18 protein-coding genes and 1 pseudogene are annotated in these 20,881 nt (G+C 38.4%); 6 read left to right on the top strand and 13 right to left on the bottom strand.

Annotation, left to right across the window (positions count from 1 at the left end; translation table 11 throughout):
• Positions 1-92: 92 nt before the first annotated feature.
• Both V1L66_RS09115 and V1L66_RS09110 read right to left on the bottom strand, forming a co-directional pair.
• A complete protein-coding gene (locus V1L66_RS09115) occupies positions 93-533 on the bottom strand; it encodes a GNAT family N-acetyltransferase (RefSeq protein WP_048392339.1) in 441 nt (146 codons plus the stop codon).
• Positions 534-651: 118 nt separating this feature from the next.
• Positions 652-1,740 (bottom strand): glycosyltransferase, encoded by a 1,089-nt coding sequence (locus tag V1L66_RS09110; protein ID WP_333005194.1) that lies wholly within the window; start codon positions 1,738-1,740, stop codon positions 652-654.
• A gap of 256 nt (positions 1,741-1,996) precedes the next feature.
• Between V1L66_RS09110 and V1L66_RS09105 the strand changes: the two genes are divergently transcribed.
• Genes V1L66_RS09105 through V1L66_RS09095 form a run of 3 tightly spaced genes read left to right on the top strand, consistent with a single transcriptional unit; the run spans position 1,997 to position 4,506 of the window.
• Complete coding sequence (locus V1L66_RS09105) at positions 1,997-2,596, top strand: glycosyltransferase family A protein (RefSeq protein ID WP_312125385.1); 600 nt, start codon at positions 1,997-1,999, stop codon at positions 2,594-2,596.
• Positions 2,597-2,626: 30 nt separating this feature from the next.
• The gene (locus V1L66_RS09100) at positions 2,627-3,655 is read left to right on the top strand and encodes a polysaccharide biosynthesis protein (protein WP_054549192.1); all 1,029 of its coding nucleotides are present in this window, start codon (positions 2,627-2,629) and stop codon (positions 3,653-3,655) included.
• Complete coding sequence (locus V1L66_RS09095; protein WP_333005196.1) at positions 3,652-4,506, top strand: sugar nucleotide-binding protein; 855 nt, start codon at positions 3,652-3,654, stop codon at positions 4,504-4,506. Before V1L66_RS09100 ends, V1L66_RS09095 begins: the two co-directional genes overlap by 4 nt.
• A 47-nt stretch (positions 4,507-4,553) precedes the next feature.
• Here the strand turns inward: V1L66_RS09095 and V1L66_RS09090 are convergent, their stop codons facing one another.
• The 3 genes from V1L66_RS09090 to V1L66_RS09080 are packed head-to-tail and all read right to left on the bottom strand — an operon-like array spanning position 4,554 to position 8,015.
• The gene (locus tag V1L66_RS09090) at positions 4,554-5,306 is read right to left on the bottom strand and encodes an alpha/beta hydrolase (protein WP_333005198.1); all 753 of its coding nucleotides are present in this window, start codon (positions 5,304-5,306) and stop codon (positions 4,554-4,556) included.
• Between the two features lie 24 nt (positions 5,307-5,330).
• Complete coding sequence (locus tag V1L66_RS09085; RefSeq protein WP_004231271.1) at positions 5,331-6,569, bottom strand: DNA polymerase IV; 1,239 nt, start codon at positions 6,567-6,569, stop codon at positions 5,331-5,333.
• 48 nt (positions 6,570-6,617) lie between these two features.
• The gene (locus tag V1L66_RS09080) at positions 6,618-8,015 is read right to left on the bottom strand and encodes a PLP-dependent aminotransferase family protein (protein ID WP_281216235.1); all 1,398 of its coding nucleotides are present in this window, start codon (positions 8,013-8,015) and stop codon (positions 6,618-6,620) included.
• Between the two features lie 128 nt (positions 8,016-8,143).
• Here V1L66_RS09080 and V1L66_RS09075 point away from each other — a divergent pair, with 128 nt between their 5' ends.
• Entirely contained in the window at positions 8,144-9,307 is a 1,164-nt protein-coding gene (locus V1L66_RS09075) for a PLP-dependent aminotransferase family protein (RefSeq protein ID WP_333005202.1), read from the top strand.
• A gap of 42 nt (positions 9,308-9,349) precedes the next feature.
• Here the strand turns inward: V1L66_RS09075 and V1L66_RS09070 are convergent.
• From V1L66_RS09070 to V1L66_RS09040, 7 genes and pseudogenes are all read right to left on the bottom strand, one after another.
• Positions 9,350-9,574 (bottom strand): annotated as a pseudogene (locus tag V1L66_RS09070) (cupin domain-containing protein); the annotation flags it as partial.
• A 163-nt stretch (positions 9,575-9,737) separates the two neighbouring features.
• Positions 9,738-9,860: a hypothetical protein gene (locus V1L66_RS09065; protein ID WP_004231260.1), complete on the bottom strand. Its 123-nt coding sequence runs from the start codon at positions 9,858-9,860 to the stop codon at positions 9,738-9,740.
• Positions 9,861-10,220: 360 nt separating this feature from the next.
• Complete coding sequence (gene bioB, locus V1L66_RS09060) at positions 10,221-11,216, bottom strand: biotin synthase BioB (protein ID WP_258859929.1); 996 nt, start codon at positions 11,214-11,216, stop codon at positions 10,221-10,223.
• On the bottom strand, positions 11,213-11,806 hold the full coding sequence (locus tag V1L66_RS09055) for a biotin transporter BioY (protein ID WP_312125394.1): 594 nt from the start codon (positions 11,804-11,806) through the stop codon (positions 11,213-11,215). Before V1L66_RS09055 ends, bioB begins: the two co-directional genes overlap by 4 nt.
• The gene (bioA, locus tag V1L66_RS09050; RefSeq protein WP_312125396.1) at positions 11,799-13,175 is read right to left on the bottom strand and encodes an adenosylmethionine--8-amino-7-oxononanoate transaminase; all 1,377 of its coding nucleotides are present in this window, start codon (positions 13,173-13,175) and stop codon (positions 11,799-11,801) included. Before bioA ends, V1L66_RS09055 begins: the two co-directional genes overlap by 8 nt.
• Positions 13,156-13,860, bottom strand: a complete 705-nt coding sequence (gene bioD / locus V1L66_RS09045; protein WP_312125398.1) for a dethiobiotin synthase — start codon at positions 13,858-13,860, stop codon at positions 13,156-13,158. The genes bioA and bioD overlap by 20 nt, the downstream gene beginning before the upstream one ends.
• Positions 13,861-14,105: 245 nt before the next feature.
• The gene (locus tag V1L66_RS09040) at positions 14,106-14,231 is read right to left on the bottom strand and encodes a DUF4177 domain-containing protein (protein WP_312125400.1); all 126 of its coding nucleotides are present in this window, start codon (positions 14,229-14,231) and stop codon (positions 14,106-14,108) included.
• A gap of 139 nt (positions 14,232-14,370) precedes the next feature.
• Between V1L66_RS09040 and V1L66_RS09035 the strand changes: the two genes are divergently transcribed.
• Together V1L66_RS09035 and V1L66_RS09030 are read left to right on the top strand one after the other, a co-directional pair.
• Positions 14,371-14,835 carry a hypothetical protein gene (locus V1L66_RS09035; RefSeq protein WP_036076613.1) on the top strand — a complete coding sequence of 155 codons (465 nt, stop codon included), beginning with the start codon at positions 14,371-14,373 and terminating at the stop codon, positions 14,833-14,835.
• Positions 14,836-15,006: 171 nt separating this feature from the next.
• Positions 15,007-15,708, top strand: a complete 702-nt coding sequence (locus tag V1L66_RS09030; RefSeq protein WP_016993859.1) for a response regulator transcription factor — start codon at positions 15,007-15,009, stop codon at positions 15,706-15,708.
• 21 nt (positions 15,709-15,729) lie between these two features.
• On the opposite strand, the gene V1L66_RS09025 is transcribed toward V1L66_RS09030, so the two are convergent.
• Positions 15,730-20,865, bottom strand: a complete 5,136-nt coding sequence (locus tag V1L66_RS09025; RefSeq protein ID WP_333005208.1) for an ATP-binding protein — start codon at positions 20,863-20,865, stop codon at positions 15,730-15,732.
• Positions 20,866-20,881: the final 16 nt, after the last annotated feature.

The following is a 20,881-nucleotide window of genomic DNA, read 5'->3' as shown; positions in this document are numbered from 1 at the left end:
ATTAAAAATATCCCCTAGATCAAAACGATCTAGGGGATATTTATGATCTGAAAGAAGCATTTTCATCCAACGATGAGATTCACCACTTCGGCTTACATAAAATATTTAACATAATTACAATATTCATCTTGCTTCATTTGTAGCTTTTCATAAAGCTTACGTGCATTTACATTATCAGCCGCCGTTTGTAACGTGACATAGCGAGCATACTGTTGCTCACAATAATGAAATACCTTTTCCATCAATGCCTTGCCCACCCCTAGGCCTCTAGCATCTTCTGTTACATAAATATCATTTAAAATATAGGCTCGCTGTAAAGCAATGGACGAAAATGTTGGATATAATTGTGTAAATCCAATTATCTTGTCATCCATCAGCGCGATAAAAATGACGGATTCTTTCAAGGCCAATCGTAATTGTAAAAATGCCTTGGCACTGCTTATATCTGACTCAATTCCATAAAATTGACGATATTCATCAAACAGTTTTGCTAAGTCCTCTAGTTCATCCATTGTTGCTTGTAGTATTTCCATTCTAGTCTCCCCTTGTGTCTACCCATGATTGTCTAGCTTTATAAAACTATTTTTTATTATATAGGAAATACTGGTATAAAGAAAAGAATACTCCTCTCAATCCAGAAAAGATTCACTTTTATTCACCTAAATAATTGGCAACCTTCTTGACGATCTGCCTCCAATTTAATTCCTTGCGGGCAAATGCTTGAAGCTGGACACAAGTATCTGCCAATAATGATTCCTGTGCTGCAACTTGTTGCAATGTCTGACCTATCGCCTCCCAATCATGTGTAGGATGGATTGTACCAAAACGCTGTTGTTGTGTAATATCAGCAGCACCATCCACATCTGTTGTCACGATATAGCAACCATTTTTAGCTGCCTCCGCAAAGACATGGGCATAGCATTCGACTAAAGACGTTAAGCAAAAAATTTTAGCCTTACGATACTCCTCTTCTAGCTGGACCTTATCAACAATAGGTCCTACCATGGTTACTTGAGCGGCAAGCGGATGACTATCTAGTAATAGTCTCAGCTCTTCTTGAAATGAGACTGACATCGGCCCTACTAAACGAAGCTCCCAATCTGGCAGTTGTGCTGCTAAAAATGCCTTGACTGTCAAAATTGTTTGCTTCTCTGGTGCATCCAATCGCCCAACTGTTAGAATTCTATTTTCTTTCTCGTGAAACGGCACTGGCTCTGTGGGAATATGTTCATAAAAACCATTGGGTATATGTTTCACATCCAATTGTGAAAAGTCTTTGATTGCTGTTTGAATAGATATGCATTCAGAGGTAAGGAGATCACAAAGCTGCAACAACTCTAAAAAATAGGGATAGGTTTTTAATCGATTTAGCCAAAATCGATTAACATCTAATTTCATATAAATTTTGCCATTTGGATTAAAATGCTTATAGGTTTTCAAAATAGCTAAATAGGATGGATAGGGTCCAATAGCAAAGGCAATGTCGATGTCCCTTGCATGCTGGGCTAAATAAGCATTCATATTCACCACATAATCATCTTCAAATGGTACAGACTCAAATTTTACAGTGGGAAAGACTTGTTGAAGTAGAGCTTCATTCATTTCTGTCGTGACAATAGTGACCTCATAGCCTAAATGTTCCCCCAATAAAATAGGCACTAGACACAAATCTTTGAAAATATGGGCATCCGAAAGTTTGTAAGATTCCACGCTACAAATAAATGCTATTCTTTTTGTCATCGTATCCCTCTTTCTAAAAAAAGCGCTCTCGCTAGTTTATGACCTCTCTTGCTAAATGTGCTTATGTTAGTAAATTTTCGTCTTTCTTATGCCATATCTCTAGTAAACATAAAAATTCTATCTAAAAACACTCTCTTAAAAACATCCTAAAATAAGCAATTGCCTACAGTAGCACTACGTCTACGCATATTGTATTAAAGGATCTACTCAGTCACATGGAACAACTCTACTAATGAACATAGAATGGAGGGATCAGATGAAGATTAGTTTTTTATCACCTGCATTTAATAGCGAAGAATGGATCGTAACGATGCTTGATAGTATTCCTAAAGAATATGCCTATGAAATTATTGTGGTAGATGATGGCTCTACAGACAAAACGCTAGCCATTTTACAGGATTATCAGAAAAACTGTGCAGCTTTAAAAATCATCGTTCACCCAACGAATTTAGGTGCGAGTGTTGCCTACAATCGCTGCATTGCAGAAGCAACAGGAGATTATATAGCCATCATCGATAGTGATGACCACTATTTACCTGCTATTCGCAATGTACTAGCACAGGTGGATGGCACATTTGATATTTACTATTACAACATGATTATTAAAAATGGCTTTGCTTTTATTAAAGATGAATCCAACCGCTATTCCTTACCTGGGCAATTTAAGATTATCAGGAGAAGTTTAATTGGAGATGCGAAATTTACGATACGCAAAGATATTGCAGGAGATTGGGATTTTAATTGTGCCCTGATGGATAAAAATCCGACAAGTAAATATACTAATGAATTTGCTTATTGGTACAACTACCCTAGGGAGAACTCAGAATGTGACCTACATCAAAGAGGATTGAAATAATAGCATGCAGGAGGTGTAACGAACTATACAATGTTTACAGATAAAATATTATTGATTACTGGAGGCACGGGCTCTTTCGGGAACGCCGTATTAAAGCGATTCTTAAATACAGATATCAAGGAAATTCGGATTTTTTCAAGGGATGAAAAAAAGCAAGATGATATGCGAAAACACTATCAGCATACAAAAATTAAATTTTATATCGGGGATGTCCGCGATATTCAAAGCATTCACAATGCGATGTATAATGTTGACTATGTATTTCATGCCGCCGCTCTCAAGCAAGTTCCCTCCTGCGAATTTTTTCCCTTAGAAGCTGTGAAAACCAATATTTTAGGAACAGATCACGTACTAACAGCCGCCATTCAAGCTGGCGTCAAGAAAATCATTTGCCTGTCGACAGATAAGGCCGCGTACCCTGTCAATGCGATGGGTATATCCAAGGCAATGATGGAAAAAACGTTTATTGCAAAGTCACGAATGGTTGACCCTCACCATACCCTAATTTGTGGCACTCGATACGGTAATGTCATGGCTTCACGAGGCTCGGTTATCCCATTATTCATTGAACAGATAAAGGCTGGGAAACCTTTAACGATTACGGACCCTCATATGACACGTTTTATGATGAGCCTTGAGGAAGCGGTAGAATTGGTATTGTACGCATTCTCACATGCTCAAAACGGGGATATTATGGTGCAAAAATCACCTGCTGCCACAATAGCAAATTTAGCACAGGCTTTACTTGAGATCTTTCAAGCAAACAACGCCATGCAAATTATCGGAACACGGCACGGAGAAAAAATGTATGAAGTATTATGTACGAAGGAGGAAGCAGCAAAAGCTATTGATATGGGCCATTTCTATCGAATCCCTGCGGATAATCGGGATTTAAATTATGGAAAATACCTCGATGAGGGCTCTCCAAAAATTACATTAACGGATGAATATAACTCGAACAATACCCAACAATTAAGTGTGGCTGACATTAAAGTAAAGCTATTAACATTGCCTCTTATACAAGAAGAGCTCCTTCATTGGACAGGAGGAAAACCATGAAATTTTTAGTGCTCGGTGCTACAGGCATGGCTGGTCATACCATTGCCATCTATTTATGTGAACAAGGGCATGATGTAACAACATACTCTCGAACCCCTTTTCCCTATGGCAATAATAGAACAGGTGATGTGACAGACGCCCATTTTTTAAGGTCGCTACTACTAGACAATGAGGTAGATGTCGTCATTAATTGTATTGGTGTTTTAAACAATGCTTGTGAGGCTCATCCTGCCCAAAGTGTTTTACTGAATAGCTATTTACCACATGCCATTGTATCTCTCCTTGAAAATCGTCACACAAAGCTTATTCATCTAAGTACCGACTGCGTATTTTCAGGCAAAAGTGCTCCCTACTATGAAAATAGTGTACTAGACGGGGAAACCTTTTATGACCGCACCAAAGGTATAGGGGAAGTGAATAACGACAAGCACATAACATTTCGTAATTCCATAATTGGTCCTGATTTGAAAAAGGATGGCATCGGACTCTTCAATTGGTTTATGCAACAAAAAAGTCCCGTCTATGGCTATTCGGGTGCTATTTGGACGGGAGTGACAACACTTACTTTGGCTAAAGCCATTGAACGTGCTGCACAACAAGATTTAACAGGACTCTATCATCTCGTCAATACGACAAATATTTCTAAACACGATCTACTGCATCTATTTAATAAGCACTTCCTGAACAACAGTATAAAAATTCTTCCTCATCACGTTGTTCAAATCAATAAAACATTAATAAATACAAGAAATGACTTTTCATTTATTGTCCCTAGCTACGAAGAAATGATGATAGAGATGAAGGAATGGATATTGCAGCATAAACACTTATATCCTCACTATTTTCAATGATCCATACATCAACTCCATTATGGATGACGATTCGTAATGGGGTTCCCCTACCGAATAACTGTCCCTTCAGGTAATTGACCATCCTTAATCCAATTCTCTACAAAGCGATTAAAAAATGCAGGCTGGGCTAATGAGACGCCGTGACCGATGTTCTTCAATAACACACCCTTGCTATTTGGATGACTTTGCACAAGTGCTTTAGCGGATTTTCTCATGTTGCTTTTCTCTTTTTCTCCCACAGTTATTAGGATCTTTCCTTGAGCTTTGTTAAAGTCAGCTGGGATGGAAAACGACATATTTTCTCGCAAAATTTGAATCAATGTATCTACTTTCATCGTGGCACTCTCTTGATAGTAACGCTCAAAATAGTCTTCTTGAATGTACAGGGCTTTTGCTTGAAGTTTCGCAAATGTTTTATTTTTTATAAGTGGAAATGACAGCCGAATAAAAGGTTGAAGCATCCTTTCCACAGTAGGAGAGGGTATCACGAGCGCACTATTGATGATCGTAAAATCGATTAAACTAGGCTGTAGACTTAGCATTTGAATAGCGATTTGCGCTCCTAAAGAGAAACCAATTACTATAACAGGCTTCCCATTGGCTTTTTTCTCAATAAGCAGAAGAAGCTCTTTCGCACTTTGTTCAATGGAAAATGGATTGTGTGTCATTAGCTCAGGTATAACACAGTGATAATGGAAAAAATGGCGAACTTGCTGATCCCACATCCACCCTCCAACGCCCCCTCCATGAATAAACATCATGAAAGGATTGTTAGCATCCCCATACTCCTTGTATTGCATAGATACACCTACTTTCATTCTTTCTCATTCATGGTCATCTAAAAAATCTTTACTAAAGCTTGTTTGTGATTGATAGGAGGAACGTTTCCCTAAATCTACACCACGTTTTATAATCCCCTTGCCAAACCGTCCCTCAATTTCATCGACAAGCTTGAGAATCGGTTCATCTTTCGCATGCTCCTGAAAATCAAATATCGATAATTGCTGTGAATAATCTTTACGATCCACCACATTGGAAACCGTTACACCAAGTAATCTTACAGGAGATTCATCCCAATGCTTATCAAATAAAGTACAAGCAATATCGTAAATTTCTTCATAACGATACAGGACATTGGACATTGTTTTCGAACGTGTATGATTATGCCAATCAGCATCCCGAATTTGAATGCTCACAGTTGAACCTGCTAAGCGCTTGGCATCAAGACGCTCCACCACTTTTTTACATAGACCTTCGATTGTTTTATGAAGTGTACGAACATCTGTTACATCTTCTGGTAATGTTGTTGAATTCCCAACGCTTTTCGTATCAAAGATTGCCTCAGGATCGACCATGCGCTGATCCACCCCATTGGCCCTTGCTCGAAGCCGTACCCCATTCTTCCCTAAAATTTGCTTCATTTTAAATTCTTCTGTCTTAGCTAAATCACCTATTGTAAAGATGCCTTGTGCATTTAATTTTTTAGCAGTACTTGCTCCAATCCCATGCATGTTGACAACCTCACGATGCCATAATTGCTGTTCAATATCCCGTATTCGTAGTACGGTAATCCCCATTGGTTTCTTCATATCAGAGGCTGTTTTCGCTAAAAATTTATTCGGTGCAATACCGATGGAACAAGGTAAATCCAGCTCAGCTAAAATGCGCGCTTGTATTTCCTGGGCAATACTTAAGGCATGCCGTTCCTTGCTTAGCTCAGTCACATCCAAGTAGCCCTCATCAATCGAAACAGGCTCTACTAATGGTGTATAGCTTCGAAGAATGGTGAACATTTCTTTAGATGCATGACGATACTTTTGAAAATCTGGAGGTAATAACAATAGCTCAGGACATTTACGCTTCGCTTCATGAACAGTCATAGTTGTATAAATGCCTAGCGCTCTTGCTTCATATGAACAAGTTACTAAAATGCCACGCCGTTCCTTTGGGTTCCCTGCAATTGCGATAGGCTTCCCCTTTAAACTTGGGTCATGTGCTTGCTCCACAGAAGCATAGAAACTGTTCATATCCACATGCAAAATAACACGCCCTTTATGTGCCATGCTCATCACCTCGTTTCTTTCTTAGCCTTATTATACGCCCCATAACCTCTAATCAACAAATGCATAATCACCATTACTTTCGAGGAGGTCCTTTAAAATAATTAACGCTTGCTCAAGTTGAGATTCTGGTGCTGCAATGGCTAAACGAACGGCATTGACAGGCTTTGTATTCCCTACGGCAAAGCGTTCCGCTGCATAGACTTGTACACCAGCTTTCGAAGCTAACAATTCAAATTGAACACCCGTAAATTTGTCAGGCAATTGGAGCCACCTAAAAATACATTCCTCATCCCCTAATATGTGATAATCCCCTAAATACTGATCGACAAGCGCATTTTGCTGCTTGGCATATGCTCGGTGTTTTTCTAATATCGTTTGGGCAACACCTTCATGGATTAATCGTGCTGCAAGCTCCAGCATGATAGGAGAAACGGAAATGTTGATATTATAGAGCGTTTCCATTATTTTTTTACGTAGCGCAGGTGGTGTCACAAGGAAGGATAATCGTAAACCAGGTGATAGTGTTTTAGATAGGCTAGCAATGTAAACAACCTTATCAGGTGCATAAGAAGCAATCGGAGCAAGCGGTTGCTCCTTAAGAAAGCTATAGATAGCATCCTCGATCACAAGCAAATCCTTCTGTCTTGCCACGTCTGCAATCATTTTTCTTGTTTCTACTGACATCGTATGGGTCGTTGGGTTATGAAAATCCGGGATCACATAGATGCCTTTGATATGCTCATTTTTACACGCATATAGTAATCCTTCTTTTGTCATTTCACCCTGACATTGTTGGATAGCCACAAGCTGGATACCAAGCATATTTGCAGCTGTTTTAATGCCTGCATAGGTAATTGGATCTGTACCAATGCGGTCGCCTGGCTGAAATAAAGCTGCAAGGGTTCCCACAATGGCATTTTGTCCGCCTGCTCCTAGAAGAATAGGCTGATCTGTTTGAAAATTTACTAGTTCGAGTAGCTTCATCACGGCTTCGTTTTGCCACGCATTGCCCTCAGGTCGTCCATATTGAAATAGCATGCTAAAACTAGGTTCGTTTATCATTTTCTTCATAAAGCGTGTAATATCATCATTAACAAAATTGTCTGGTAAAACAGAGCCCATTTCAATGATAGGTGTGGCATGGTTGGTTGGCAGTAACATTTTATTGCTAGCCGCATCTGTTGAAACGAATGTACCGCTGCCAATTGAGGCATAAATTAATCCTTTTTGGCCACAGAGCTTAAAGGCTCTTGTAATCGTACTCAAATTCACATCTAAAAAATCAGCTAATTCGCGCTGCGGTGGCAATTTTGTGCCTGGTACTAGCTTTCCATCCTTAATATCTTGTTCTAACTGATGTGCGATGGCTATATATAACGGAGCAGATATATTGCTAATATCCGGCTTCCAACTCATGGGATACTCGTCAAATGAATTAATAGGCATTCACTAGGCCCTTCTTTCTCTTAATTTGCATACAATAGTTTAATTGTCTTGCATACAATGATAATATTGTATGCACACGATGACAATGATATAATTTTTAAAAAATCAGAAAAAAAGGACCGATAATTATGCAATATTCTGAAAGAATCTTAAAAACACCATCCTCATTTATTCGAAATATTTTAAAAGTGACAGATGCAGAGGACGTTATTTCCTTTGCAGGTGGGCTTCCAAACCCTATCTCTTTCCCGATTGATGCATTGAGAACATCGGTAGACCATGCTATTACAGTAAATGGCAGCAGGTTATTCCAATATTCATCCACACAGGGGTATGCACCATTGCGTGAATATATTGCCGCAAAATATCAACGTCTCCATGGACTTGATGTACATGCTGACGATGTCTTTATTACTACAGGCTCACAGCAAGCGCTTGAACTTATTGGTAAAGTACTGATCAATAAAGGCGATGGCATTATCATCGAAGAGCCAGGTTACTTAGGGGCCATCCAAGCCTTTACTTTAACAGAGCCAACTTTCCATGGTGTTACACTAGAAAATGATGGTCTTAACTTAGAAGAGTTAGAGCGTGCTCTACAACAACCAAATGTAAAATTCATTTATACGGTGCCGAACTTCCAAAACCCAACAGGACTCACATATTCGAAGGAAAAGCGTGAGCAAATTTGCGAAATAGTGGCAAAATACGATGTTGCTTTAATTGAGGATGATCCGTACGGGGAGCTACGTTTCCAAGGGGAGCCACTTCCATATATCGGTGCTGGTAAATTAGAAAATAGTATTTTACTAGGTTCTTTCTCTAAAACGGTCACACCAGGCATGCGTCTTGGCTTTATTATCACAAAAAACAAAGAGCTTTTACAGCATATTGAAACAGCGAAGCAAGCATCTGATCTTCATACAAATATTTTTTCACAATATGTTATCTACGATTACTTAGCAAGTAATGATTATACAGAACATGTAAAGAAAATTATTGCTTTATATAAAAATCAATCGGATGCGATGCTTGATGCGATGCAGGAGTTTTTCCCTGCCCATGTTGAATACACACGACCTGAGGGTGGCATGTTCATTTGGGCGACAATGAAGGACGGTACACCGGCCCTTGATGTATTCAATAAAGCGATGGAACAAAAAGTAGCCTTCGTGCCTGGCGATCCATTCTACACATCAAAAACGAATGTGAATACAATGCGCCTTAACTATACAAATGCAACACCTGAAGTCATTCGTGAGGGAATTAAACGTTTAGCTAGTATTTTATAAAACGAAAACGTATAAACGCTGTGAAAAGCGTTTATACGTTTTTTAATGTGGATAGTAAATAGTCATACTAAGTCGTGTTATTGTACTACCTGGATTGCTGTATGTGTGTGGACGGTCAGCCTTAAATCGTATGGCATCACCCTTTGTTAATCGATAATCCGGATCCTGTATATGGATGATTAATTCCCCATCAAAAACGGTTATATATTCCTCCGTTCCTTCTCTATGGGCCTCAGCGTCTAACGTTCCATTTGGTGTAATCAGTACATTTAGTTGGGCGTTATGTGGCTCCGTTTTTCAAAAGGTTCTACAGCAATATCGAAAGCCGTATAACATCATCATGGCACTATTATTACTGTACAGTGCTGTTTCCATTGTTGTACATTAAAAAAACAGCCCTCTGTCGGTAGAGGGCTGCTTTAGCAGCAACTTATTTTGTATACGTTAAAACGGCATTTTTCTTGAATTTTGCTAAAGCTTCTGTTGCCTCATTCTTGCTTGCATACTCAAAAATTCGAACGTCCTTTTTATCAAAAACTGTAATAACCCACATATGAAAAGCCCCCTTCACTCATTATTTTTGTAATATAACAACCACCAAAATTTGTGATACGACTCATCAACTGTTTTATAACAATTCCTTACTTGATTCTTATTTTACGCTGATTTTTTCAAAAAGAAAGCTTTATGTGAAGGTCTTCACAAACTGTTCAATTTCAAAACGCTTTCATTGAACAATTTGTGAAAACCTTGATTTTATAGGTATATCAACAGCCAGTGATGTCAGGTCTATCCATCACTTTTCAATTTTTATCCGCTACATTTCACAGCCTATCCGTCTCTTTTCATCTACAGCAAAAAACCGTACAAAAGTACGGTTTTTGCTGTAGTAGTAGATTTACATGTCATAAGTTTAACAAAATACTTCTTCTTGTTTATGTGTTAATTCAATTTCGAAGCCCAAATCCTCCAGCATGCGATAATCGCTATTCGCTTCCTGTCCTGCTGTTGTTAAATAATCCCCAACAAAAATACTATTAGCTGCATAGAGACCAAGTGGCTGAAGTGAGCCTAAATTGATTTCACGACCACCCGAAATACGGATTTCCTTTGTCGGATTGATGTAGCGGAACAACGCTAAAACCTTTAAACAATAGCGTGGATTTAAATCCTTTGTCCCTTCTAGCTTTGTTCCATCAATTGCATTTAGAAAGTTTACAGGAATAGAATCAGCGTCCAATTGATGGAGGGCGCGTGCAATATTGACGACATCCTCTTTTGTTTCCTTCATCCCAATAATGGCACCTGAGCAAGGTGAAATGCCATGCCTTTTCACGATCTCCACCGTATTGACACGATCCTCATATGTGTGTGAGGTCGTGATGAAGGAATGATGACGTTCCGATGTATTTAAATTATGATTGTAGCGATCCACACCCGCTTCCTTTAGTTGCTGTGCCTGTTCTTCTTTTAGTAAGCCAAGACAGGCACAAACCTTCAAGCCATACTTTTCTTTTATTTCAGCAACCGCCTCACTCACGACATTGACATCCTTACGTGTTGGCCCACGACCACTGGCTACAATACAATACGTCCCAATCTTATTGTCAAATGCTCGTTTTGCACCCGCTAAAATTTCCTCTTTTGTAATAAAGGGATATTTTTCAATAGGAGCCGTCGATTTAGAGGACTGGGAGCAATAACCACAATCCTCAGGGCAATAACCGCTTTTGGCGTTCATAATCATATTCAATTTTACTTTTTTACCATAATAATGACGACGAATCGCAAAAGCACCATCCATAAGCTGTAATAGCTCATCATCCTCACTATTTAATATGGCGAGTGCCTCTTCATTGCTAATAACCTTCCCAGCAATTACTTCTTTTGCTAATTGGTAATAATTCATATTACATTCTCCCCCTCTACGTGTGAAAATTTCTCATTTCTTGCTGACTGAAATACTTTATACAAGCGCTCAGCTAATAGCGCTGATGTAATAGCTAAGCAAAAATCAGCGACAATACTACTTAAAAAGCCGACAACAAACACATGTGACCAGCTTGACTTCATATCTAACCAGAAATTTAATGCTACATACAAATAAGGTACAGCCACAGCATAAATAATAACCAGCCCAATAATGGTTGCTGCAATAAAATGCTTTTTCGTCGGCGTCTCAATCCTTTCAATAATGAACCCAATCACATAGGCGGCTAGGGCAAAGCCAATCAGATAACCAAAAGTTGGCTGTAAGACATATGTGATACCACCACCCTGTGTAAAAACAGGTAAGCCTACTAAGCCCACGCTGATATAGACAAGTTGACTATAAAAACCATTCCGACTTCCCAATAAACAGCCTGCTAAAAATACAAAAACAATTTGTAATGTAAAGGGTACGACAGGCAATGGAATTTTAACAAAAGCGCCGATTGCTGTTAGAGCAGCAAACATGGCAATCATAACAAGCGCTAATGTTTGATGTCGCTTACCCAACCTTAGCCCCCCTGTCCTGGAAAAATTGTTCGATTGTCTCTTTCGTTGTATGAATCATAAATGACATTTCCTCTTCAGAAATAATATAAGGTGGCATAAAATACAGAACATTGCCGAGCGGTCTGATGAGTAAGCCTTTCGTTAAAGCCCGTTGATAAATTTGATAGCCGATACGCTCCTCACTGGCGAACGCTTCCTTTGTCCGCCGGCTTTTCACTAGTTCAATCGCCCCCACTAAACCAACTTGTCGGTATTCACCCACATAAGGCATATCACAAAAAGCTTCCATGGCTAACGCTCGCATGTATTGTCCCTTGTGCTGAATCATCTCCATCACTTGTTCCTCTTGAAACATTGTTAACACTTCCAGTGCCACACGACAGGCCAATGTATTGCCTGAATAGCTATGCGAATGTAAAAAAGCTTTCATTGTTCCGTAATCATCATAAAAAGCGTCATAGATTTGCTGCGTCGTTAAGACAACAGATAAAGGTAAATAACCACCAGTTAGCCCCTTTGATAAACACATAAAATCTGGCATGATATCCGCCTGTTCGCAGGCAAACAATGTACCTGTCCGACCGAACCCTACAGCAATTTCATCTGCTATGAAGTGCACATCATAGTGTGAGCACAATGCCCGTAAGCGCTGTAAATAGACAGGCGGGTACATTTTCATACCTGCTGCAGCCTGAATTAATGGTTCAATAATAACTGCCGTGATTTCCTCATGATGAGCTTGAAGTTGTTCCTCGACAAATTGACTACATGGTGCCTTACAGCTTGCTGGGTCTTCCTGAAATGGACAGCGGAAGCAATCTGGCCCTTTGGCACGCACCGTATCTAATAACAGAGGCTGGTAAACTTCATTGTAAAGCCCTACCCCTCCCACAGATAAAGCACCAATGGTTTCTCCGTGATAGGCATCCGTCAAGGCAAGAAAGCGCTTTTTTGTTGGTTTCCCTGTCTGCATATGGTATTGAAAGCTCATTTTCAATGCGACTTCAATAGCAGATGAGCCATTATCGGCAAAAAAGACTTTATGTAATCCCTGTGGTGCTAGCGCGGTTAGTTTTTCAGCCAATTGTATAGCTGGTTCATGTGTAAAATTAGCAAAGATCGTATGCTCCAATGTAAATGCTTGCTCACTTAAAGCCTGGCTAATACGCGGATTGGCATGTCCAAATAAATTAACCCACCAAGATGAGACAGCATCCAAATAACGCTGATCATGTTCGTCATAAAGCCACACACCTTGCCCCTTTTTTATGACGATTGGTGGAAATGCTACATAGTCCTTCATTTGCGAGCATGGATGCCAAACATGACGTAAATCTCTTACCTGTAAATCAGTTAATGCTTGTTTCATAGTTAAATAGCCTTTCAAACAGTGTGGTGTGTGTGATGGCATAATCCATTAGCTGTGACAAATTTTGTAGCTGTGGAATAATTGCATAGGGTAAGGGATGGTACTGTAAAATCGTTTGTATATTATCTTGCTCCATACTGCTGCCCGTGTCCCCATTAAACACCATGCCAAGAACGTCAACTTGACGAAAGCGCAATGCCTCTATTGTTAATAATGTGTGATTGATCGTCCCTAGGGATGTCCTTGTAACAAGCACTACTGGCAGCTTGCTACTCACGATGACATCAAGCAGCGTCATTCCATTGGGGGCAGTAAGCGGAACAAAAAGCCCACCCGCTCCCTCACATATCACAACATCATAGGATGCTTGTAATAATTGAATACGCAATAATAGCTCATTGGCATCAATTTGCTGCCCCTCCAGTTGCGCAGCAAAATGTGGCGATGCAGCTTCTCTAAATGAATAGCTATTAAGGTGCTCTTGTTGAAGCTTTTGTAAGGAATACTTTTCATACATGGCTGTATCATAATAATAGCCACGACCATTTTCGTATACCTCTCCTGTTTGCACAGGCTTGTATGGTGAAACTTTCAAGCCTTGTTTTTGTAAATGACACATCAACATGGTGGTGACAATTGTTTTCCCAACATCCGTATCTGTACCGACAACCCAAAAATGTTGCATTGTTAACCTCCCTCTTTTAAGTTAACCATTAACACTATTTAAGTTAACACATATATTTTTGTTTTGTAAATGCTATTTCTATATTTTTCTGAATACACTATTTTTGTTAATAAAAACAGCAAACTTTGTATTAAAATAAGAAAACGCTACACTCCCACCATTTAAGGCAAGAATCTAGCGTTCATTGATTGTTATGATAATAATCTCTCAAAAATGATTTCATAGTCTGTTGGTTTCCCCTTCCATTATAAACAATCGGCAATACTTGCACTAAGCCAACCTTGCTTAGCGTATTCTTCGATTGTTTTCCGATAGGTAGATTCCTGAAAAAGGCTGCCTAATTGTGTTTGTACAAATTTATACGCATACATTGACTCACCCCCTGTACATCTTTACGTAACTGCTGTGTCAAGGTTTCAATAATTAGTAGGTTCTCGCTTTTGAATATTATGATTATTTTAAAGGATTTTAATCTTCACTCGTAGTATTAAACTACATGGGGGTGGTAGTATGTTTGGCATTTTTAAAGAACCAGCGAAGATCATCGATACATATGAACAAGTGCATTCAATTTTAAAATCATTACTTACCTATGAACTAAGAGAATTACCAAATCGTTATGAATTTTGGTATCGTGTGGCCATTCGTCAGGAGGAGTTTCGAACATTACAGGCAGAGCATCGTGCAAAAATTTCAATGACTTCTGCCGTAGGACGTTTTCATCAAACACAATATGAAGTGATGTCACAGAAATTAGCAAAGTTTGAACGCCTATCCGATATTTATAAACTATTTTGTATTGAAGAAGAACGAGAGCTATTAAACCATCGTCTCTCTTTTCATCAAGAAACGATTGCTGCCATCTATGACCATGTTCAACATAAAGAGCTTTATATGTACAGTGATAGTGTTCAACAGCAATTTTGGGAGGCCATCCGTGATGATCTACTCCATGCTATCGCACACCTAGATTAATTTTTTAGAGACTTCATTTTCTCATGGAAATAGAAGTCTCTATTTATTTTGTAAACTCGCATGATTATTTTGACTAGGGCTATGAGGGATTCTAAAATCATTCGACTTCTAAGTCTTCTAATTCCCAACCTAGACAAAAGTTGGTATATTTGAAATAGGAAGGTGATAGATATGTCGAACGAGAAAATTTTAATAGTGGAAGATGATATAGATATTATGGAGGTTTTATCACTCACACTAGCAAATGCTAACTATAGTGTATTAAAGGCATCATCTCTATCCAGTGGCTGGCACCTCGCTGTCACGCAGCAGCCAGATTTAATCTTGTTAGATGTTAATCTACCAGATGGAACAGGCTTCGAGTTAGCCAAAAGAATCCGGGATGTGTCGGATGTCATTATCATTTTTGTGACCGTCAATCATCTAATTGAACAGAAGCTTGAGGGCTTTGAGGTGGGGGCAGATGATTATTTGACAAAGCCATTTATTCCAAAAGAATTATTGGCCCGTATCCAAGCAAATTTAAAACGGAGAAACCCATCAAAGAAAAGTAATATTGTACATATTGATAATTTGTCCATACATTTAGATGAGAAAAATGTTTATAAGGATGGACAGCTTTTAAATTTATTTACGAAGGAGAAGCTGCTCCTCTTTTTTCTAATTGAGCATGCGAATCAAGTGATTAGTGTTGATCAACTCATTGATCATGTTTGGGGCTATGACGGTGTCACTGATTTGAAAACTGTATCTGTCCATATTAGTACGCTTCGTCGTAAAATTGAAGATATTCCCTCAAAGCCGAAATGGATTCAAACAGTGAGAGGTTTTGGCTACCAATTCGTCTATAAAAAAGAGAGTGGTGAGAAGTAAGAAAACACTCACCACCCCTTCTTAATTTTTTACCAATACCTTAACTAGTGGTAATGTAAAGCTAAATATGCTTCCTTCATTTTCAAGACTTTCAACAAAAATCTCACCATTATGCTGGTGAACAATATGTTTACAGATCGCTAAGCCAATGCCGTGCGAATGTGCTTCATGGATGTTAGTTGCACGATAATAGCTATCAAAAATAAAGGGAAGTTCACTCTCAGCAATTCCAATGCCACTATCTGCTATCGAACAAATCAAGTGCTTGTCCTCTACATGGATGGACACTTGAATTCCACCATTTGATGTATATTTCATTGCATTGGTCATGATATTTTCAATCACTTGATTGATTCGCGTTTTATCAATCAGTAGCTGGGCTTCTTCATGACCATAAAAGTGCGCACTGTATGTTAATCCTGATTGTTTTACTTCATCCTCATAACGGGTTGCCATTTGTAAAAATTCCTTCGCCTTTACCTCTGTAAAAGAAAATTCTGCTCTACCCGCTTCCAGATTTGCTAAATCAAACAAATCTTGTATTAAGCTATTTAATGATAGTAGCCTTTCTTTGCTTCGTATTAAATATTTCTTTCTGGCTACTGGGTCAACTATCACGCCCTCTAGCATTAGTTCTATATACCCTAATGTAGAGGTTAGCGGTGAGCGTAATTCATGGGAAATACTATGCAAGAGTTTTTTACGTTCCAGTTCATTTTTTTCTAAACGTTCATTCATTTTTATCAAATGCCGATTCGTCTCATCTAGCTCCCTAGTACGCAACTGAACACGTTTTTCTAAATCTCCATATATTTTTGCATTTTCAAAAGAAACGGCAATTTGAGCAGCGATCACTTTCAATAGCTGAACATGAGATGGATGGAAGGCATTCGTCATTAAGGTATTTTCAAAATACAATATCGAAATAATTTCATTTTGATGGATAATTGGTAGGCAAAGAATAGATTTAGCCGTTGAATAGGAGAAAAAAGGATGCTGTGGTTTTTGTGCATTGTCGATAATCACATGCTCTTTACTATTATAAACATAGCGTATAATCGATTGCATATTCGCATTAAAATTCTCCATACTTTGTTGATCATACATCGTAAAGGTTTTTTCCGCAGCATCTGCCTTTGCTAACACCAATAATTCCTGCTGCTGTTTATGAATGAAATAGCCACTATTTGCCCCCACGTGCTTTAACAGGGAAAACAATATTTTATACAGTAATTCTTCCATACGGATGGCTGTTGCAAAAGATTGAGTCGTCTCAAAAACCGTCATCATATCAAACGAGAGTGATTCTCTGCTCTGATTTTCCAGTTTGCGATGCACTTGATAATCTCTTGCCCATCTTCTAGCAACTGTTTCTGCTCCCCATGTTTCAATATTTTGAATACCATTTAGTATATAATGTCTTGCCGTTTTCTTTTGCTGTTTTGCGAGATAATAGTTTGCAGCTCGTTCATATGCTAGTGCTGTATCCTGGACAAAACCATTCATACTTGCTAATCTTATTGCTCGGTCATAATAGAGTTCTGCCTCATTGTCGTTGTTGTGTAAACGGTAATTCTCTGCCATTAATAAAGCATAGAGATGCTCATAGTTTTCTGGAGAATAAGCAGCCCATTTCTTAAATTTCTTGAGGCTTTGACGTATATCCGTTAAAAACAACCTCTGCTCTTGTACCTGATAATTTTGACTATGCAGAAAGTGAAATTGCCACATGGCTCGATAAAAATAATAGACCGTGGTGATTGGTAATGTATAACTGTCCTTACTTAGCTTCTTTAATTCCACCAGAATCGCTTTCCCTTGTATTTCATCCGCTAATAAAAAGGACATTTGTAAACGCACAGTATAATGCATGATTTTAATAGCAGGTTGATCCTGTATTGTGATGGGACAGGCCCAATATACAGGATGATGTGGAGAACGGAGGATATTCATCCATCTCCCCATTTCGGCTAAAAAGTCAATCGAAAGGGTACTTGCATGAATAGAAAATTCCTCTTGTTGTCGTTTAATTTCTTGTTGCAAATCCTCTAGGGTAACAACACCCTGAATAAGTCGTATCGTGACAATAAAACATGATGCTGAGGATACTAAATGATATAAGCCGAGCTCTTGGCTTTTTGCTTGAGCCTCATTAATATATTGAATACTGGTTTCATAGGGCTCTGTCCAATGACTGATAAACACGCCATACACATAATAAGTATGGCCCTTGATATATATGCTTTCTTGGTTATCCGCAACAATGATGGCAAGTTTGCCAAAGCGAGTGGCTTCTTTTATATTGGCAAAACCTGCATTTAAAAGCATAGCATAGTTAATCAATACCATGCCGCTTTTCGATGTAGCGCCATACTTCAACTGTAAACGCAGCCCTTTCATTAAAAGAATGCCTGTTAAGTTAGGATTTAATAGGAAAGCACTTGCCGTCATATTAATAATTAAATGAATCAAAATATCAATTTCTTTACTATTCGTTGGTGGATGCTGCAACAAGTCTTCGTCAGACATATGTCGCAATGCCCATTTCAACAATAGATACTCTCTTAGAAGCTGTGACTTTTTAGGATAAGCTGAAATTTTAAGATTCGCAACTTGAAAACCTGCCAAGCCTGCTTCTAGACCAATAATAGGGTTATCGGACTCAATGTATAATACCGTTTTCAAATTGTTAATCATCAGTTTTTCTAATTTTGTCTCTACATGCTGCAAAGCCTCTGTTAAATGCCTTTCCGATTGTTCGTAGTGGCCGGTTAAATATTCACATTCACCTAAATTTGCATATAATTTAACCGACTGCTCTCTCCTAGTCTCCCAATGATCAGGCGTCAATAGTTCTTTACTAGTTGTAAAAAATTTTAGCGCATTATCAAAGAGCCCTATTCTTTTAGCCTCAATACCGAGTTGATAATTCCAGATAGCCAACTTTTGCTTTTCTTCCCCAGTCAATAAGTGACGACTGTAATTGAAATGCATGACAATTTCGCTTAATCGATCATGATCTGCAGCTATTTGAGAGTCATCTGTTAAAAGCTGGCCAATTTGATAATGAAATTTTGCACGCAATTGCCCTGATAATTCCTGATAAGCTACTTGTTGAATACGATCATGGACAAATCGAAATTTGGTAGAAAATGTATGCAAAATACCTTCATGCTCTAATGTACTTGCCCATTTATAATGGGCATCTAATGGAATAATAAAGCCATTTTCAACAAGTGTTTCCAGGTGTTTTAATAACGCTTGAGCTGATAAGGTCACCAGCTTTAAGACATCTGTAAATTCAAAGCGCTGACCAAAGCATGCAGCAATTCGTAAAATCTCATGGGCTTCTGCTGTTAAATTAGCCATTCTAGTTTCAATAAAGGCAAGTAGCTCGTTATTTAAACGCGATAAATTAAATTTCTTACGATTAAACTCCCATTCTTTTGTTGTTGCATTAAAATAAATCGTGTTATCTTGCTGGAGTGAACGAAACACTTCTTTCACAAATAACGGATTTCCTTTGGTCAAATTAAATAATTGCTTGGCAATGATCTGTATGGTATGTGGCTTTGCATGGAAAGACGCCTCTAACCATTGTTGAACATGTTGCTCCTGAAGCAAGGGTAAATGGATATGATGACCGTTCGAAAAACTAGGAGTTCTTTGCGGATTTTCTTCCTCAGCGCTGTCCTTATTCACTCGGAATGTACCAATCATCATAAAGTATCCTGCTCGGTGCTGCTCAAAAATTTGGGTCATAATTTCAATCGTACTTTGATTCGCCCAATGCAAATCATCTACAAACCATATAACTGGTTTCTTCTGCATAGCAAATGTTAATAAAATTTTTTGAATCGATATAAACGTATAGGAATGGAGCTGTTTTGTATTTTGGCGCACTTCTTTTTGAAAGTGTACTTCCTCCTTCACAAACCATTTGAGTTCAGGTAATAGATGGATAAGTTCATCTGTCACAACTAATTTAACCTCTTGAAATAATTTTTTCCATAAATGGACAGACCTTTCCCCTTCCATATAAATAAATTTCAATAAGCTCCTTAAAGGATGGATGACAATGGAATAATCATTTTCTAGTTGCAATTGCTCATACTTAGTCGTAATAAAATAGCCCTTTGCGGCCGCAATTTCACCCTTTAGTTCTTGAACTAACTTGGATTTTCCATACCCTGCTTGTCCTGATATAGTAACCATCTTTTTGTCACCTTTTGCAACCTGACGAAAAATAGAGGAAAGCTCTGCGAATTGCGATTCTCTCCCATACAGCTTAGAAGACAGTCCCATATTCAGATGCAAATCCTGTTCACCAAGCAGGAAATTTTCAAGCGGTTCGTTTACTAAAAGTTTCTGTTGGATATGTAGTAAATCCTCTCTCAAACCAATGGCACTTTGATAACGATCAGCTGGATTTTTAGCTAATAGCTTTTCAATAATTTCCCAAAGCAAAGAATGATAGCGACTGTCTATACTCACCAATGCTTCTGGTGTTTTGGTGATGATTTCATAAATCAAATCGACGGCATCGTTTGCTTGAAAAGGCAATTGCCCCCCCAATATTTCGTAAAAAATGATGCCCAGTGCATATAAATCTGTCCGATAGTCTACCTCTAAATGAAGTCTGCCCGTTTGCTCAGGTGCATAATAGGGTAGCTGTTCTAGTCGTTCATAGGGATTTTCAATCACAACTGGAGATTCTACATCATATTTTGTACTAAATTCAGAGCTTAATAGTTTTATTTTTAAAGAATTAGGATTGATTAAGATTTGATTAGGATGTAGGTGTAGGTAAAGTAAACCACTTTGTTGCATTTTCATACAAATATTGACAAGGTCAATCGCAATCTGTAGAAATTGATGCAAAGAAATCAAGTTATTACTGAATTGCTTTAAGGGGACTCCATTAAAATTTTCATAGATGATGGCATATTGATCATCTATATAATCAATAGCAATTGGCTTTAATAACCAAGGATTTTGCTCATTCGAAAACAAAGAAAATTCATATTGTAGTTTGGCTCTTGTCTCTGCTGAATTATGATGAACACTTTTTACCAGTACCAGATTGTTAAATTTCTTCATATACATTCTTTGTAGATGCCAATCTTGACTAGACTGTAAAAGAATACAATCATTCACACACAAACCCTCCTCT

The organism is Lysinibacillus sp. IITD104 (assembly GCF_036698265.2).
GTDB classification, from domain to species: Bacteria; Bacillota; Bacilli; order Bacillales_A; family Planococcaceae; genus Lysinibacillus; species Lysinibacillus boronitolerans.
The sequence above is the reverse complement of the archived record's forward strand: the minus strand, read 5'-3'. Positions and strand labels throughout refer to the sequence as shown.

Coding starts and splice junctions, on each gene's coding strand:
- V1L66_RS09115 (WP_048392339.1), bottom strand. CDS start 533: ATGGAAATACTACAAGCAACAATGGATGAACTAGAGGACTTAGCAAAA.
- V1L66_RS09110 (WP_333005194.1), bottom strand. CDS start 1,740: ATGACAAAAAGAATAGCATTTATTTGTAGCGTGGAATCTTACAAACTT.
- V1L66_RS09105 (WP_312125385.1), top strand. CDS start 1,997: ATGAAGATTAGTTTTTTATCACCTGCATTTAATAGCGAAGAATGGATC.
- V1L66_RS09100 (WP_054549192.1), top strand. CDS start 2,627: ATGTTTACAGATAAAATATTATTGATTACTGGAGGCACGGGCTCTTTC.
- V1L66_RS09095 (WP_333005196.1), top strand. CDS start 3,652: ATGAAATTTTTAGTGCTCGGTGCTACAGGCATGGCTGGTCATACCATT.
- V1L66_RS09090 (WP_333005198.1), bottom strand. CDS start 5,306: ATGCAATACAAGGAGTATGGGGATGCTAACAATCCTTTCATGATGTTT.
- V1L66_RS09085 (WP_004231271.1), bottom strand. CDS start 6,569: ATGGCACATAAAGGGCGTGTTATTTTGCATGTGGATATGAACAGTTTC.
- V1L66_RS09080 (WP_281216235.1), bottom strand. CDS start 8,015: ATGCCTATTAATTCATTTGACGAGTATCCCATGAGTTGGAAGCCGGAT.
- V1L66_RS09075 (WP_333005202.1), top strand. CDS start 8,144: ATGCAATATTCTGAAAGAATCTTAAAAACACCATCCTCATTTATTCGA.
- V1L66_RS09065 (WP_004231260.1), bottom strand. CDS start 9,860: ATGTGGGTTATTACAGTTTTTGATAAAAAGGACGTTCGAATTTTTGAG.
- bioB (WP_258859929.1), bottom strand. CDS start 11,216: ATGAATTATTACCAATTAGCAAAAGAAGTAATTGCTGGGAAGGTTATT.
- bioA (WP_312125396.1), bottom strand. CDS start 13,175: ATGAAACAAGCATTAACTGATTTACAGGTAAGAGATTTACGTCATGTT.
- bioD (WP_312125398.1), bottom strand. CDS start 13,860: ATGCAACATTTTTGGGTTGTCGGTACAGATACGGATGTTGGGAAAACA.
- V1L66_RS09040 (WP_312125400.1), bottom strand. CDS start 14,231: ATGTATGCGTATAAATTTGTACAAACACAATTAGGCAGCCTTTTTCAG.
- V1L66_RS09035 (WP_036076613.1), top strand. CDS start 14,371: ATGTTTGGCATTTTTAAAGAACCAGCGAAGATCATCGATACATATGAA.
- V1L66_RS09030 (WP_016993859.1), top strand. CDS start 15,007: ATGTCGAACGAGAAAATTTTAATAGTGGAAGATGATATAGATATTATG.